The sequence below is a fragment of the Paracoccus sp. (in: a-proteobacteria) genome (assembly GCF_032007265.1).
Classification (GTDB): Bacteria; Pseudomonadota; Alphaproteobacteria; order Rhodobacterales; family Rhodobacteraceae; genus Paracoccus.
In genome coordinates this window covers 1-14,856 of the sequence record NZ_DALZMB010000094.1, presented here as the reverse complement: position 1 = coordinate 14,856, position 14,856 = coordinate 1, and the positions used below count along the sequence as shown (strand labels likewise).

Genomic DNA, 14,856 nt, shown 5'->3' with positions numbered 1-14,856 from the left:
GCCCGGTCAGCTGGGTCGAGAAGCTGTGGCGCGAATGACGGCTGCGCCCGAAAGCTATTTCACGCTTCCCACCGATTTTGCCGCCGAACTGGGACAGGCCATTGCCGCCTTTGGCTGGCTGGAAGAGGTCATCAAGCGCACGCTTTACGCATTGGAGCGAAAGCGCCTTGCCCGCGATCTGAGCGATGCCGAATTGAAGCGCTGGTTGCATCAGATGGATGCACTGGCCGATGATTCCATGGGAACGCTGATCGAGCAGCTGGATGCCGCCCTGCGCCGCCATCCGGGCATTCCGGACAGGATCGCGCTGAACGAGCGCCTGCTTGCGATCAAGCGGCTGCGCAATCTGCTGTGCCATGCCTCATGGCGGCCCACCGGTCGGCACGATTTATGGCATCCCGCCTTCGTCAATACCAAGGGCGAACCCTATCCGGACGATATCGCCTTGGCCGATCTGTCCGCCATTCGCACCGAAACCCGCGCCCTTGGTCAGCGCATTCTTGCAATCATGCATGCAACTGGCGTTGCAGGCGTCTGGGTAGGAGATGATCCCACCTGAGCCCTGCGGGCCACGACCATCGCCCCCAGCCATAACCCCGCGTTGCAACCGCGCGCGCCATCCGCTAACACCCGAAAAAGCTGAAATCACGAGAGAACCATGTCCTCCCACAGCACCACGACCGCCCTTCCGCCGCTGCGCCTTGGCATTGCCGGACTTGGCACGGTCGGCACCGGTACCGTCAAGATTATCGAAAAACACGCTGAACTGTTGTCGCTTCGCGCAGGACGGCCGATTGAAATCACGGCCGTATCGGCCCGTGACCGCCACAAGAATCGCGACATCGACCTGTCTGATTTTGCCTGGGAAACCGATGCGCGCGCGCTTGCCACCCGCGATGATATCGACGTTTTCGTCGAGCTGATCGGCGGCGAAGAAGGCATCGCCCGCGAGGCCATCACCCTGGCTTTGCGCGCGGGCAAAGATGTCGTCACCGCCAATAAGGCGCTATTGGCGATCCATGGCCAGGAACTTGCCGAAATCGCCGAAAGCGAGGGGCGGCTGATCCGCTTTGAAGCCGCAGTCGCGGGCGGCATTCCGGTCATCAAAGCCATGACGGAATCGCTTGCCGGCAACCAGATCCGCCGCGTCATGGGCGTCATGAACGGCACCTGCAACTACATTCTGACGCGGATGGAAAATGCAGGCCTGCCTTACGCCGAGGTCTTCGAAGAGGCGCGCCAGCTTGGCTATCTTGAGGCGGATCCGACGCTGGATGTCGGCGGCATCGATGCTAGCCACAAACTGGCGCTGCTTGCCTCATTGGCCTTTGGCACGCGCCCGGCCTTTGACGCGGTCGAGATCGAGGGGATCGAGCGGGTTTCGATCGACGATATTCGCCGTGCAGCCGATATGGGCTATCGCATCAAATTGCTGGGGGTTGCGCAAATGACGGCGCGCGGCCTTGAACAGCGCATGTCGCCCTGTCTTGTTCCCGCAGACAGCCCTTTGGGGCAGTTGCAGGGTGGCACCAATATGATCGTGGTCGAGGGCGACAGTGTCGGCCAGATCGTTTTGCGCGGTGCAGGCGCAGGCGAGGGGCCGACGGCAAGCGCCGTGATGTCTGACATCATCGAGATTGCACGCAATGTCCGCCTGCCGGTCTTTGGCCAGCCCGCAGCTTCGCTGCGCGCCAGCCAGGCTGCACGCACGGCCGTTCCCGCAGCCTATTACCTGCGTCTTGAACTGGCAGATAAGCCGGGCGCCTTGGCCAAGGTGGCCTCGGTCTTGGGCGATGCCGGGATTTCGATCGACCGGATGCGCCAATATGGCCATCATCAGGGCGCGGCCCCGGTGCTGATCGTCACCCATAAGACCACACCCGATGCGATTGATCACGCCATAGATGCCCTGCCCCGCACCGGCGTCATCAATGGCGAGCCGGTCGAGCTGCGCATCGAAGAGGTCTGATCCACGCTTTCAAGGCCCCGTCCAGCACGGGGCCTTTCCCTTTTCATTCAACAATCCCTTGCGCCACCCAGTCCTGACCTTCGGCGCCTTCGGGAAGGCGAAGATGATATGAGCACAGCCACCCCTGCCACTCGCGCCCTGACCATGGCCAAGTTGGCCTTTCGCGTGATTGAATATGATTACGTGGCCGGGCAGGATAAAATCGGGCAGCATGCCGCACAGGCCATTGGCATCGATGCGGAATTGGTGCTGAAAACCCTGATGGTCGAGGTCGACGGACGGCCCGCATGTGCGGTGATCCCCTCGGACCGAAGCCTGTCGATGAAACGGGTTGCAAGCGCATTCGGCGGCAAGTCAGCTCAGATGATGGCGCCCGACAAGGCCGAACGTCTGACCGGCTTTCACACCGGCGGCATCAGCCCCTTTGGCCAAAAAAAGCAGGTACCGACCGCATTCGAGGTCACGGCCATGTCAGCGCCTGAAATCGTGCTGAACGGCGGCAAGCGCGGCATGATGCTTGCGCTTGCGCCTCAAGATGCGCTGGCAGCCGCACATGCGACCGCCAAACCGCTTTGCGCTGATTAAAAAGGCGCCATTGGCCAGCAACCCTTTGGACGCTCAACCACTGGACAGCGCCACGACCGGATCCAGCCTTGCCGCATTACGGGCGGGCAGAAAGCCAAAGACCACTCCGATCAGCGTCGCGCTAAGAAAGGCCGCGATGATCGAACCGCTAGAATAGATCAGCGTGAAGTTCGTGCTGAACGCCGAAAAGGCCGCGCCAAAGCCAAGCGCCAGGCCGATGCCCAAAAGGCCGCCGATCAGGCACACCAGCACGGCCTCGATCAGGAATTGCTGCATGATATCGCTGCGCCTTGCTCCAACAGCCATGCGAACGCCGATTTCAGACACGCGCTCGGACACAGAAACCAGCATGATATTCATCACCCCAATTCCGCCCACAACTAACGAGATCACCGCAATGGCCGCAATCAGCAGCGTCAAGGTTGCCGTGGTCGCCGTGATGGTCTGGCGAATTTCGTCGCTGTTCATGATGAAGAAATCAAGGCTGCCATGGCGCTGTGTCAAAAGCTGTGTCACGGCCTGTTCGGCAAGCGTCGTATCCGTATCGTCCGCCACCTGAACCGTGATGCTGTTCAACGCCATCGAGCCCAGGATGCGAGCCTGAACCGTCGTATAGGGTGCAAACAACGACAGGCTTTGGCTGGCACCGCCCGGTCCGCTTTGGCTGAGCGAAACCACTCCGACGATGCGCAAGGGAACATTGCCCAGCAAGACCACTTTTCCGGTTGGGATTTCGTCCGGTTCAAACAGCGTCTTGGCGGTGTTTTGATCGATAACGACGTCCTGCGCCATGGTTTGAACGGCGCTGTCATCAAACAGGCTGCCTGCAGTCAGCTTGGCGCCGGTCGCGGTGAAAAATTGCGCGCCCACCCCGTTGATCTGCGCACTTGCCTCTTTGGCACCATAGCGCAGCGTTGCCGAACTTTGCACGCGCGGAGTTACCGCCGCAACATAGCCTTGCTGGGCCAAGGCATCCGCATCGCTGGCAACCAAAGTCGTGATCCGCCCCGATCGCATATCGCCAAAACTGGTGCCAGCAAAGATCTGCAAGGTGTTGGTGCCAAGCCCGGAAATATTGGACAGAACCTGCGCCCGCGAGCCCGCGCCCAGCGCCACCACCGACACCACCGAGGCAATGCCAATGATAATCCCCAGCATGGTCAGAAAGCTGCGCAGCTTATGCGCCCCCAAGGCCAATAGCGCCATGCGCAGCGTTTCGGTCAACCTGCGCGCCAAGGCGGGCTGACTGCGGGTTTGACGACCAGCTTGACGCGACAAGGGCGCCAAAGCCGGGACTTCAGTTGCCTGATTATGGCTGATCGCAATGTCAGGCAAAGCCGCTGCGACGCGGTCTGTCGGGCGATCCGCAATGATACTGCCGTCACGGATTTCGATAATGCGTTGTGCCCGTGCCGCGATGCCGGGATCATGGGTGACGATGATGACCGTGCGCCCCTCGGCATGCAGCTCATCCAGGATACGCAGCACCTCTTGGCCGCTTTGGCTGTCCAGCGCCCCCGTCGGCTCATCGGCCAAGATGATGCCGGGATCATTCATCAGCGCCCGCGCAATCGAGACCCGCTGCTGCTGGCCGCCCGAAAGCTGGTTGGGATGATGGGCACTGCGCTGTGCCAGCCCAAGGCGATCCAAAAGCGCCATTGCCCGACTGCGGCGCTGGGGCGCGCGATCACCGGCATAAATGGCCGGCACCTCGACATTGCCCAAAGCCGACAATTCGGAAAGCAAATGGTAGCGCTGGAAAATAAAGCCGAATTTTTCGCGCCTCAGCGCCGCCAGCTCGTCGGGGGCCAGTTCAGAGACTTCGCGCCCCGAAATGCGATAACTGCCCGCGCTGGGCTGATCCAAACATCCCAAGATATTCATCAAGGTCGATTTTCCGGACCCCGAGGCCCCGACAATCGCAATCATCTCGCCGGCGCGAATGGTCAGATCGATCCCCTTGAGGACCGCTGACACCCCCTCGCCTGATGGGTATTGCTTGCGGATACCGGAAAGCTCGATCACGGGTTCACCGATCATCTTAGAACCCCATCGGCGGGCCTGGACGCCCCATTCGTCTTGACCCCGCCGAGGCAGTAGCAGCCGAGGCATCGCCCGTGACGACCCTGTCGCCTTCGCTAAGGCCGGATTTAACCTCGACCATCAACTTGTCATTTAGGCCCACCGCAACATCGCGCGTGACGATCGCGCCATCGGCCTGCTGAACGCGCACCGCATAGCTGTCACCCTGACCTTTGGCGCCCAAGGCGCTGGCTGGGATTGTCAGCACGTCCTGGGCACGACCCAGCACGATATAGACCTGAGCGGTCATATAGGTGCGCAAAAAGCGCTGGGGATTGGGGACGGTAAAGACGCCGTTGTAATAGATGGCAGTATTGGCACTGCCCGAGCTGGTTGAGGCAGAGTTGATTGCGCTGTCGTTCCGGATTTCCTCGGGCGCGGGCTCGACACTTTCCAGGCGCGATTCATAGCGTTTGCGCGTATCGCCCAAGATATTGAACCAAACATTCTGGCCGGGCTTGATATGCACGATATCCGCCTCAGAGATTTCGGCGCGGACCGTCATATGGTCAAGCTGGCCCAAGATGACGATGGTCGGGGCCGATTGCATCGCATTCACCGTCTGCCCCTCTTGGCTGATGATTGCCAGCACCGTGCCATCAATCGGGGCGGTAATGCGGGTATAGCCGACATTGGCGCGCGCCGTTTCGATTGCCAGCTCACTTTGGACAATCTGCGCATCCAGCGCCTTGATCTGTGCCTGTAACACAGCGACAGATTCGGCGGCATTGTCATAATCCACCTGGGCCGCCGCGCGCTTGTCCAACATGCCCTTTTGCCGTGCCAGACCTCGCTGAGCATTAGCAAGATTGGCTTCGCGTTCACTGCGTTGTGCCTGCACGCCCGCAAGGGCGGCCTCGGCCGTGCGCAATTGGTTCAACTGGGTCACGGAATCGATCTGCGCGATCAGATCGCCGGCTTTGACATCCTGTCCCAGCGCAACCTCGACCGAAGTGATCCGGCCCGAGACCTGCGCCCCCACCGCAACCATGCGCGCCGGTTTCAAAGTCCCGGTCGCCAACACCGTTTGCTCAATCGTGCCGCGCGACACCGGCATTGTCATCACCTGGGCGCTGGGAGTGGATTGCTCTTTGCCAAATGCGACCCAGCCCCCCGCTATGATTGCCAGGATCAAAACCGGCCCAATCAGCCGCAACTTCTTATTCATCGATGTCATGTCCGCTTTATTTTGACCGCAACCGCCGCCCAGCACGCCGCAGATCGCCCTGATCAAGGCATTTGCATCACCATGCCCCACCGATGCGAAACCAAAAGTAAACGGCCCGTTTGGACTTTGCTGGTTCAGTGGATCACGCACAAAGCGCGCAGCACTGTGCGCGTGATCTTTGTGAAGCAATCTCTGTGCGGCAATCTGCCCCTTCTCAGACTGGGCTTGCCGGCTTAGGCTTTGCCGATGTTCGCCCTTGTGAAAACCCTGTCGCTTCGCCCCCTGCCCGCCAGCACCCCCGCAGCTAACGGAGGGTCTGCCATGTCGCGGCCTGTGCCAGCTGCCAATGCTATGGCCGTGGCTTTGCCTGTAGTCATGGCCATGGCAGCCCTTGTGACGGGGACGACGCCTGGTGCTGCGCAACAAGTTTCTGCCAGCCCGGATGCGCCAACAGCGATGGCAGAGGCAAAGGTGTCCAATCCATCGATCGCCTTTGGTCTGGGCGGCATTGCCGATTGGTCGACCCAAAGCCCGTTTATTGACGTATTCAAGACCTCGCGGCCGTGGATCGGGCATCTTCCGGGGCAATGGGGCGGGGCAGATCCTGTCGAGATGGCCAATGCCACCGATGCGCAGGGTTGGCTTTTGCGCATGCCAAAAGGCGTCAGCCATGTCAGCACGCTGATCCTGACCGAATTGCCAAGCGAGATGGTCTCTGCCGCAGGCCGCTATCGGCTGCGCTATCAGGGCGCGGGAAAGATCGAGATCAAAGGCGCAAGGGTAATCGCCGAACGTCCGGGGGAAATCGAATTCGAATACCGCCCCACGGGGCAAGCCATGGTCGAAATCTCGATCAGCCAGATCGATGAGAGCGACCCTTTGCGCAAGATTTCGGTGGTCCACGCACGCAACTGGGCGGCGCATGATGCAGGTGAAATCTTTAATCCGGCCTGGCTGGCGCGTATCGCCCCTACGCGATCACTGCGGTTCATGGATTGGATGCAGACCAACGATTCACCCAATCAGGACTGGCAGGCGCGGGCTTTGCCCACGGATGCTAGCTGGGCTGGGCCAAAGGGCGTTCCCCTAGAGGTGATGATCGCTCTGGCCAATCAGACCCATACCGACCCATGGTTCACCCTGCCCCATCTGGCACCACCTGACTATGTCGAAGCCTTCGCTACATTGGTGCGCGATCAACTGGACCCCGCGTTGAAACCTTGGTTTGAATATTCAAACGAGGTCTGGAACTGGCAGTTTCAGCAAGCGCAATGGGCCAATGAACAAGGCCGCGCGCTTTGGCCTGATCTGGGCACGGCCTGGGTCGAGTTCTACGCCGGGCGATCGGTCGAGATGGCCCAAAGCATCGATAAGGTCTATGGGCCACAATCCGATCAAAAGGTCTTTAAGGTTATCTCGACCCAGACCGGCTGGATCGGGCTGGAGGATTCAATCCTTGAGGCCCCGGCATGGCGCGCCATGGCGCCCGATCGTGCCGCACCTGCCAGCCATTTCAACGCCTATGCCATCACCGGCTATTTCGACGGTGGCCTTGGACGAGATGATAAGCCGAAGGTCGTCAAGGAATGGCTCGCGCGCTCTCGGGAGATGGCCAAGGCAGAAGCCACAAAGCAGGGCCTCAGCCGGGTGGCCTTTGACAGCTATGTCGCTGCGCACCGCTTTGATCATGCGCAATCCCTTGCCCTGCAAGAGCTGCGCGATGGCTCGGTCACGGGCGATGGCTCGGGGTCATTGGCCGATCTGTACAAAACATTCGCCCACCACAAGGCCGTCGCCGATCGCTATGGCCTGCAGCTGGTGATGTATGAAGGGGGCACCCATATCGTTGGCGTCGGACCATGGCTTGACGATGAAGAGCTTAGCGATTTCTTCATCTGGCTGAACCAATCCGCGGGTATGGGCCAGCTTTACAGCGAGTTGCTTGCGGGGTGGAAGGCTGCGGGCGGCACCATGTTCAATGCCTTTGTCGATATCGGGCGACACAGCAAATTCGGCTCTTGGGGCAATCTGCGCCATATCGATGATGATCTGGCGCGCTGGGATGCGCTTTTGGCCTTCAACCGCGACACCCCGGCATGGTGGAGCGATCCAAGAGAAGCGGGCGCGTTCACCAGCCCCTGACGCGCCTGGCCCGGCCCCTTTGGCCGCGACACAGCCCGAGCAAAATCTGATCAAACACAAAGGCTCTCAGGGAACAGTCCGCCGCCTGAGCCGTTGACTGGCCAATAGATACTTTGGCGCGCCGCATCATGCCCACGCGTCCAGGTCGCGGACAGTGAAGCAGGCAGGCGGGTTCGGAACGATGAAATCAAGCAATTCTCTGGTATCGGCACCGATCAACAAGACGCTTTTACTGTTCGCCCTTCCCACCCTTGGCTCGTCCATCTTGCAATCCGCCAATGGCTCGATCGATGCGGTCTGGGTGGGCCGGCTGTTGGGCGAAGGCGCGCTGGCCGCGACCACCAATGGCAATCTGGTGATGTTCTTGCTGACCGCCTTTGTGTTTGGCTTTGGCATGGCCTCGACGATCCTGATTGGTCAATCGATTGGCCGAGGCGATATCCATGCTGCGCGCGAAGTGGTTGGCACGGCCGTCGGCGCCTTTATCCCCGTCGCGCTTTTGATCGCGATCTTTGGCTGGTTTCTGGCACCGGGTTTGCTGAATGCTTTGGGAACGCCCACTGACATCGTGCCGCTGGCAGAAGATTTCCTGCGCATCACCTTTTTGGCGATGCCCGCCATCTTGATGCAGACCATGCTGATGATGGCCTTGCGCGGCAGTGGAGATTCGCTGACCCCGCTGATCTTCATGGCAATTGCTGTGGTTCTGGACATCATCCTGAACCCGATTTTCATTCGGGGTTACGGGCCCATTCCCGCTTTTGGCATCGGCGGCTCGGCGCTGGCGATGGCACTGGCCAATTACTTCAGCCTGCTGGCGATGCTTTGGTATATCTATGCCCGCGATCTTCCCCTGCGCCTGCGCGGAAAGGAATTGCAGCTGCTTGTGCCGTCGCGCCACGTGCTGGGGCTGATGTTTGCCAAGGGTCTGCCCATGGGCATTCAGATGATCGTCATTTCCAGCTCGATGCTGGCCATGATGAACATGGTCAATCGCGAGGGCGTCGCCACCGCTGCAGCCTTTGGTGCAACCCAGCAGCTTTGGACCTATGTGCAGATGCCCGCCATGGCCCTTGGCGCGGCTGTCAGTGCAATGGCCGCGCAAAATATCGGCGCAGGCCGGTGGGATCGCGTCAGCGCCATTACCCGTTCGGGCATCATCTTTAACTTGCTGCTGACCGGCGCCCTGGTGGTGATCTTGTTTTTTGCAGATGAAAGCGCGATGGCGATCTTTCTTGGCCCCAATAGCGAGGCCATTCCGATCGGACGTCATATCGGCCAGATCTCGACCTGGGGCTTTATCGCCTTTGGCGTGACCATGGTCCTTTTCGGCACGATTCGCGCCAATGGCCAAGTGATCTGGCCGCTGATCATCCTGTTCATCTCGATGTATCCGGTGCGGATCGGATTTGCGCTGGGAATGCGCGGGTTGCTGGGGGTCGATGCGCTTTGGTTGAGCTTTCCGGTGGCGATGCTGGCGACGCTGGTCATGGCCAGCCTGCTTTACCTGCATGGAGGCTGGCGCAAAGCCGCGCCCATGCAGGTGGACCCCGCCGTCGAGACCCTGCCTGCGAATGCGACCTCGCCCGTGACCATCCCCACCGCAGTCCCCGTACCCGATAGCCAAACCGTCACCTCAGGCCGGACTTAACCTGAAGAAGGGCCGCTGACAGATCGGCTTTGATCGGGATGGCTGAAAGCGCCCTTGGCTAAAAATCGCAACAATCGGTTTTTTCGCCAATGTTCTGAGAAATGAGTTGAAAATGCCCTTGTCTGTCCCGAGCACCCTGCATATACGGGTCAGCGGAGTGGTGGCCGAGTGGTCGAAGGCACACCCCTGCTAAGGGTGCAGGCGGGAAACCGTCTCGAGGGTTCGAATCCCTTCCACTCCGCCATAGACCCCTGATATTATTGGATTTTCTGGCGCTTACGGCGACATACCCGCCATAAAGCCCGCCATCCTGTTTGCGCTTGATTGCGACAGATTGCCTATTCGCTATGCGCTTGATCTAGCCGTTAGAGACGGCCTCAATCCCTCCGCCTTTTCTGAATTGCAGATGTGTGCAGAGAGTGAGGACTCCGGTCCCTAGCCGTATCGGCCCAGACTTTCCGATTCCCCCCTGCTGGCCCAGACGCCATATCTGGCGCATGACGCCGCCTGACAGTTGCTTACCAGACATACCGACAGAACCCGACAGAAGCCCGATCGGCTGGAATGCAGCCTTTCGTTCGAGCACCTGCTACACCGCTACACTCGCTACTTCCGCTACACTGGCGTTCCGATCGGACGGCCTGCGACATTGCGACACCCGCGACATTCGCGACATTCGCGACACGCCGAAGCTGATAGGGCGCCTGAAAAAAAGCGCTGTTCCTCTCTCGCTTGGCCATCAATTGCCAAGCCCCGCCAGCCCTAAATGAAAGCACGGGCCTGCGCCCATTGATCAGGAATCGCTTGCCAGACAGCAGGCCGCGCCGCGCGATTGATCGGAGACGGGTGCGCAGAGGGCACGAAGGGAAGCCCAAGCCCCTCGATGAACCGAGCTGCGCGCTGGGCCTTTCCACCGACACCGACAACAACACGCAGATTCGGCAGCAACGCAGTCAGCTTGCCCACGCGGTCCAGCCCGTCGCGGAGTTCCGCAGCCTCGATCCGTCTTGAGCCATTCCACCACGGTACGATGTTCCAGAGGATTGATTCCTGCCGCGGAATGCCTGCCTGCTGCATGAAATGGAAAATCGCCTCTGCCGTGGGGTCGTCATTGTCGCGCGAAATGAAACCCGATCCGACGCGGCCCGCCAAGGCGAGGTCGTCTGTCATTGGCCCTGGCTTTTCCATCAGGAACAGGATGCGCGCATTTACGCCCGCGTCAGCTGGATCAAAGTCCGGCACAGTGCCCCTGCCCTCGGCCCGCAACCCCTCGGTCAGCTCAACAAGCGGCCCCATGTGCGGCGACACCAGCAGCTTGCGCCGCCGCGCGACAGAATTCGGATCGCGAAAAGAGCGGGGGTGTTCGTCCGTCATGCCACTGTCCATATTGGATGCTCTGCGCCTGTCGCATCACGTTGGCGGCCCCTGTTGGAAAAGCAAAGCCCCGCGCTGGGCGGGGCTGCTCAAATTCGGCAAACATTGCCGATTTGCCGCCGTCAGTCGGGCAAACTCACGCTATCGAGCGCCCGGTTGATTTCATCGGCCATGCCATAGGCCACGTTGATCAGTGCGGCTTGGGCGTTCTCTGCCACGCCCTCATTGTTCAGCATCAACAGCGCCTCCAGCACGCCGACAAGCCGGGTCGCCTCACATTGCTGGCTGGCGATGTATTCGCGAAGTTGCGCGCTCATGCTGCTGCCTCCTCATAGATCCTGCGCCATGTGCCGCGCTTTGTCTCACGGGCCAGCTCTTCGACGCCCTCCGAGACGATAGCCATCAGGCACTCGGCAACTTCCAGCGTGTCAGCCACATAGGCCTCGCGATGCAGCAACTCATCACCGCTGGTCTCATTCTCCAGCGCCAGCCGCGACACGCGCAACAAGGCATGGACATGGCGCGCGATACCGTCGGCCGCTTCGCGGGCGTCTCCATTAAAACGCAGGATTTCAGATGCCCTCATTGTGCAATCTCCATGAGCTTGATCGTGTGGCGCAATGCCGTGCGCATATAGCTCCGGGCTTCCCGCTCCGAAGCGCTATAGCCATTGCCGCGCTCGCTGGCATCCAGAGCGAGGACAAGGCTGTCCTTGATTTCGTGAAGCCTAGCGGCGGAAAGATCAGGGGCATTCGTCGTCACATGCGTTATCATGACTTCCTCGTCTGGATCAGGTGGCGGGTATAGCGCTTGGTCGCGCGCAGGTAGCGCAGCGTTTCAAGCTCTGCTGGCGTGTCGGGGCGGCGCTTGCTTACATCAATCGCAAGCTCCAGGTTTTCATAGAGGTCACACAGATCCTCATGGCTCAGCGCCGAGAATGGCGGAGCGTTCAACGGCTCATTAGGCAAACCGGTATCGTTCGCGGTGTTCGCGTTCATTTAGTCCTCCCCAAATGCCTGTACCGGATCAAGCGGGCGCTTTTCAGCGGCAGCTATGGCCCCTTCTTTGCAGAAAAGAGGCGCGGTAATGGAGCCATTGTGCTATCAGCATAGTTATGACCCACGGCAGCGGGTGCTGTCAACACATAATTAGTGCTAATAGCACAGGATGACTTATGACCCCAGAGCAATTCAAAGGCGCAAAAGCAATGCTTGGCCTATCCAACCCAGAGCTAGCAGAGCTGACAGGGCTCCACCGGAACACTCTTAACAAGCTTGATAAAGGTGAAGGAAAGACCTCGACAGTACAGCTGGTCAGAATGACACTGGAAAGTCGGGGAGTTCAGTTCCTAGATGCTGGGCAAGCTGCTGCAGGCTTCGGTGTTGCCTTAATGGAAGCAGGAATAAAAAATGCTTAGGGCATTGACCATTCTCGCCATCATAGCTGGGGCCGTATGGTGGGCGCTGAGTATTTCTAAAAACACGCTCGCCGGATGGTTCTGGCCAGATGATGCCGCGCCTTGGGAAACCGTAGACGCATACTTTTACCCAAATCGGTCAGACTTGACCGTCCATCTTGAGCGTTCAGGACTGGCATCAGTAACGGAATGTCGTGCGTGGGTCCAAAGGGAGGCGGAAAAGCGTCAAGATGCTCAAATGCTTCGGGGGGACTACGAGTGCGCCGTTGGACGCCTCCAGAGCAGCTATGGAATGAACGTTTACCGTCTAACTATCAATTGAGCCGATTGGAAATACATGCTTAGCCCACCAACTCAGTCGTCGGACATCCGCTGATAAAATCTTGATCGGCACTACCCATACAATGAGGGATTAGCCAAATGACTGACGATCCAAGCCAGAAGCCCGCGCTAGACGACGCGGAGTTGATCACGCTGGCGAAACACCTGCGCGGCATGACTGGCGCGAAGATCCGGTTCGTTGGCGATGCACCCGAGATCGAGGCCGCAATCATCAATGCCATCATGGCGCTGGGTATCTCGGTTGAGAGCGAGCACATCGCAGACGTGGCCCCCTCGCCGCAACGGCGCTACAGCTTCCGCTATGAGGGTAGCACGGCGCTTGTGACGGTCGCGCTAGATGTGGCGGCCGACCACTACTAGCCCCGCGCGTCGTCGCTTTGCGCGCAAGCATCGTGCGGATCCGCTCGCGCGCTCTAGCCCTCATCCACCTGCCATCACGGCCATGTCACCGCGGCACGGTAGAGGTGCCATGTCGCGTGGCCAAGCAATGGCAAGATGAAGATCAGCCCAACAAATAGCGGGAGCGACCCCAGCGCCAGCAAAACCGCTACAATCAGTCCCCAAAGCGCAACGGTTACGGGATTGCGACGAACAACGGCGAGTGATGTTGTCAAAGCCAACGGAATGCCGACCCTCCTGTCCACGAGCATCTGGAAAGACACGACGCTCAGGCAAAGCACAACCGCAGCAAATATGGCGCCGACCCCAACGCCCATCGCAATCATCTCCCAACCTGCCTCGGTCGTGAAGCTGTCGTGAAGCAAGGCAGAGATGCTGTCATAAGGTACGGGGCCGAGTGTAGCGAGCCAGATGGAATGGGCAGCGTAGAGCCAGAATAGAAAGATGCCCACAAGCAGTGCCCCCAGCAAGAGGACTGGGCCAAAGACGCTTGCTCGCAATGCATCCAAAGCGACGCCCCAGCTAGGCTCAAGGCCTTGCTCGCGACGCTTGCACATCTCGTAAAGGCCTGTCGCAGCCACCGGCCCCACGAGGGGAAACCCCGCCGCCAGGGGAAGCAAGAGGTGTAGGTGCCCGGCTTTGAGCGCCCAGACCGAAAGGGCAAACCCAATCACCGGATACAGCAGCACCAAAACGATTACGTCTGAGCGGTACGCCGCCAAGTCCTTCACGCCCTTGCCCAGGGCCATACCGAGGTCTCGCGCTCCAATCGTGTTAACGACCGGCTGCGCAACCTCTTCACCGCCTATCCCGTCAACAGCGGCCTCTAGGCCGTGACCCACGCCAACAACGCGCCGTGCGGCCCAAGTGATTGGGTTGCCAATTATTTCGGTGGACATTGCTTTACCCTCCATCTCAAGGAGGCGCGGAGCTAAGTCAGATAGCGGCTTCCGGCCGAACCGTCGGGCCATTCCGCCCTCTCGGTCAGCATATCAGATTTTAAGCGAGTCTCACATTAGATTCGCCGCGGGCCTACCACCGGTCTGTTCGCCCAGTGCCCCACCATCGCGCCGCGTGCCGCCTCTTTTACGGCCTGACATTTTCAAGCCGAACGGTAACAGCCCATGCGGTTTGATTTCGGTTGATTATAATAGGCCCATGACTAGGTAAGCGCCGAGGCAGCGGAACAAGTCGCCATGTACCAGAAACGCGGCCAAGACAGCTGCCTCCCATTTTGTCGGGAAGCAAACCTTCGTTCTACACTCCCTTGCCGGGGAATCCGGGCGACAAACAGACAGAAGCGCGTCCAGTGCAAGCTACCCAAAGGTCGGAGGATGCCGGAGAGCGTGGGTTCCGTCGGCCCCGAAGTTGGAGTTGCTGGCGGGATCCTACGCATATAAGTAGCACTCGAATATTTTTGTTTACACTCCATTGGCTACGCTCACATAGTGAAGCTAGGAAGCAGAGAGCAGCATTGTATGGCCACGGTAGCAGTATCTCCTGATGTCCTGGAGTGGGCGCGAGAGCGTGCAGGCGTACCTTTTGATACGCTCACCAAACGCTTCAAGAAATACCCGGTTTGGCTGGACGGGCAAGGCGGCCCCACGTTTCAGCAGCTCGAAAGCCTTGCCAACGTCCTCCACCTTCCGATGGGCATGTTTTTCCTCCCGGAGGGCTCTGTTGCACAAATCACGTGAGGGATTCATCTCGTGAATCCAGCGTGGTAG

Annotated in this window: 16 protein-coding genes and 1 tRNA gene; 9 read left to right on the top strand and 8 right to left on the bottom strand. The window is 59.6% G+C overall.

All coding sequences use genetic code 11. From position 1 onward, the window contains the following. The 3 genes from RTS12_RS16475 to ybaK all read left to right on the top strand — a co-directional run. A partial coding sequence (locus tag RTS12_RS16475) for a hypothetical protein (protein ID WP_312530436.1) occupies positions 1–559 on the top strand: 559 nt, incomplete at its 5' end. 99 nt (positions 560–658) lie between these two features. Next, a complete protein-coding gene (locus tag RTS12_RS16470) occupies positions 659–1,969 on the top strand; it encodes a homoserine dehydrogenase (protein ID WP_312530434.1) in 1,311 nt (436 codons plus the stop codon). A 108-nt stretch (positions 1,970–2,077) separates the two neighbouring features. Continuing rightward, on the top strand, positions 2,078–2,554 hold the full coding sequence (gene ybaK, locus RTS12_RS16465; RefSeq protein ID WP_312530432.1) for a Cys-tRNA(Pro) deacylase: 477 nt from the start codon (positions 2,078–2,080) through the stop codon (positions 2,552–2,554). Between the two features lie 33 nt (positions 2,555–2,587). Here the strand turns inward: ybaK and RTS12_RS16460 are convergent, their stop codons facing one another. Then, positions 2,588–4,594 (bottom strand): MacB family efflux pump subunit, encoded by a 2,007-nt coding sequence (locus RTS12_RS16460; protein WP_312530430.1) that lies wholly within the window; start codon positions 4,592–4,594, stop codon positions 2,588–2,590. A 1-nt stretch (position 4,595) separates the two neighbouring features. Continuing rightward, positions 4,596–5,804, bottom strand: a complete 1,209-nt coding sequence (locus RTS12_RS16455) for an efflux RND transporter periplasmic adaptor subunit (RefSeq protein ID WP_312530428.1) — start codon at positions 5,802–5,804, stop codon at positions 4,596–4,598. A 321-nt stretch (positions 5,805–6,125) separates the two neighbouring features. On the opposite strand from RTS12_RS16455, the gene RTS12_RS16450 reads away from it, so the two are divergent. The 3 genes from RTS12_RS16450 to RTS12_RS16440 all read left to right on the top strand — a co-directional run bounded on the left by RTS12_RS16450 (position 6,126) and on the right by RTS12_RS16440 (position 9,841). Beyond that, positions 6,126–7,946 carry a hypothetical protein gene (locus tag RTS12_RS16450; protein ID WP_312530426.1) on the top strand — a complete coding sequence of 607 codons (1,821 nt, stop codon included), beginning with the start codon at positions 6,126–6,128 and terminating at the stop codon, positions 7,944–7,946. A gap of 181 nt (positions 7,947–8,127) precedes the next feature. Continuing rightward, positions 8,128–9,597, top strand: coding sequence for an MATE family efflux transporter (locus RTS12_RS16445; protein ID WP_312530424.1), 1,470 nt, complete (start codon positions 8,128–8,130; stop codon positions 9,595–9,597). A 154-nt stretch (positions 9,598–9,751) separates the two neighbouring features. Next, positions 9,752–9,841 (top strand) — tRNA-Ser (locus RTS12_RS16440). Between the two features lie 518 nt (positions 9,842–10,359). Here RTS12_RS16440 and RTS12_RS16435 read toward each other — a convergent pair. From RTS12_RS16435 to RTS12_RS16415, 5 genes are all read right to left on the bottom strand, one after another. After that, on the bottom strand, positions 10,360–10,971 hold the full coding sequence (locus RTS12_RS16435; RefSeq protein ID WP_312530422.1) for a uracil-DNA glycosylase: 612 nt from the start codon (positions 10,969–10,971) through the stop codon (positions 10,360–10,362). Positions 10,972–11,093: 122 nt separating this feature from the next. Then, a complete protein-coding gene (locus RTS12_RS16430; RefSeq protein ID WP_312530421.1) occupies positions 11,094–11,288 on the bottom strand; it encodes a hypothetical protein in 195 nt (64 codons plus the stop codon). Then, a complete protein-coding gene (locus RTS12_RS16425) occupies positions 11,285–11,557 on the bottom strand; it encodes a hypothetical protein (RefSeq protein ID WP_312530419.1) in 273 nt (90 codons plus the stop codon). Before RTS12_RS16425 ends, RTS12_RS16430 begins: the two co-directional genes overlap by 4 nt. Continuing rightward, a complete protein-coding gene (locus RTS12_RS16420; protein WP_312530417.1) occupies positions 11,554–11,745 on the bottom strand; it encodes a hypothetical protein in 192 nt (63 codons plus the stop codon). Before RTS12_RS16420 ends, RTS12_RS16425 begins: the two co-directional genes overlap by 4 nt. Continuing rightward, a complete protein-coding gene (locus RTS12_RS16415; RefSeq protein ID WP_312530416.1) occupies positions 11,742–11,969 on the bottom strand; it encodes a hypothetical protein in 228 nt (75 codons plus the stop codon). The genes RTS12_RS16420 and RTS12_RS16415 overlap by 4 nt, the downstream gene beginning before the upstream one ends. A gap of 176 nt (positions 11,970–12,145) precedes the next feature. On the opposite strand from RTS12_RS16415, the gene RTS12_RS16410 reads away from it, so the two are divergent. Together RTS12_RS16410 and RTS12_RS16405 are read left to right on the top strand one after the other, a co-directional pair. Further along, a complete protein-coding gene (locus RTS12_RS16410; protein ID WP_312530415.1) occupies positions 12,146–12,388 on the top strand; it encodes a transcriptional regulator in 243 nt (80 codons plus the stop codon). Positions 12,389–12,808: 420 nt separating this feature from the next. Then, positions 12,809–13,090 carry a hypothetical protein gene (locus tag RTS12_RS16405; protein WP_312530414.1) on the top strand — a complete coding sequence of 94 codons (282 nt, stop codon included), beginning with the start codon at positions 12,809–12,811 and terminating at the stop codon, positions 13,088–13,090. 74 nt (positions 13,091–13,164) lie between these two features. Here RTS12_RS16405 and RTS12_RS16400 read toward each other — a convergent pair whose 3' ends face one another. Continuing rightward, the gene (locus tag RTS12_RS16400; RefSeq protein WP_312530413.1) at positions 13,165–14,028 is read right to left on the bottom strand and encodes a DUF2189 domain-containing protein; all 864 of its coding nucleotides are present in this window, start codon (positions 14,026–14,028) and stop codon (positions 13,165–13,167) included. Between the two features lie 579 nt (positions 14,029–14,607). Between RTS12_RS16400 and RTS12_RS16395 the strand changes: the two genes are divergently transcribed. Next, entirely contained in the window at positions 14,608–14,826 is a 219-nt protein-coding gene (locus tag RTS12_RS16395) for a hypothetical protein (RefSeq protein ID WP_312530412.1), read from the top strand. The last annotated feature ends 30 nt before the right edge of the window (positions 14,827–14,856 follow it).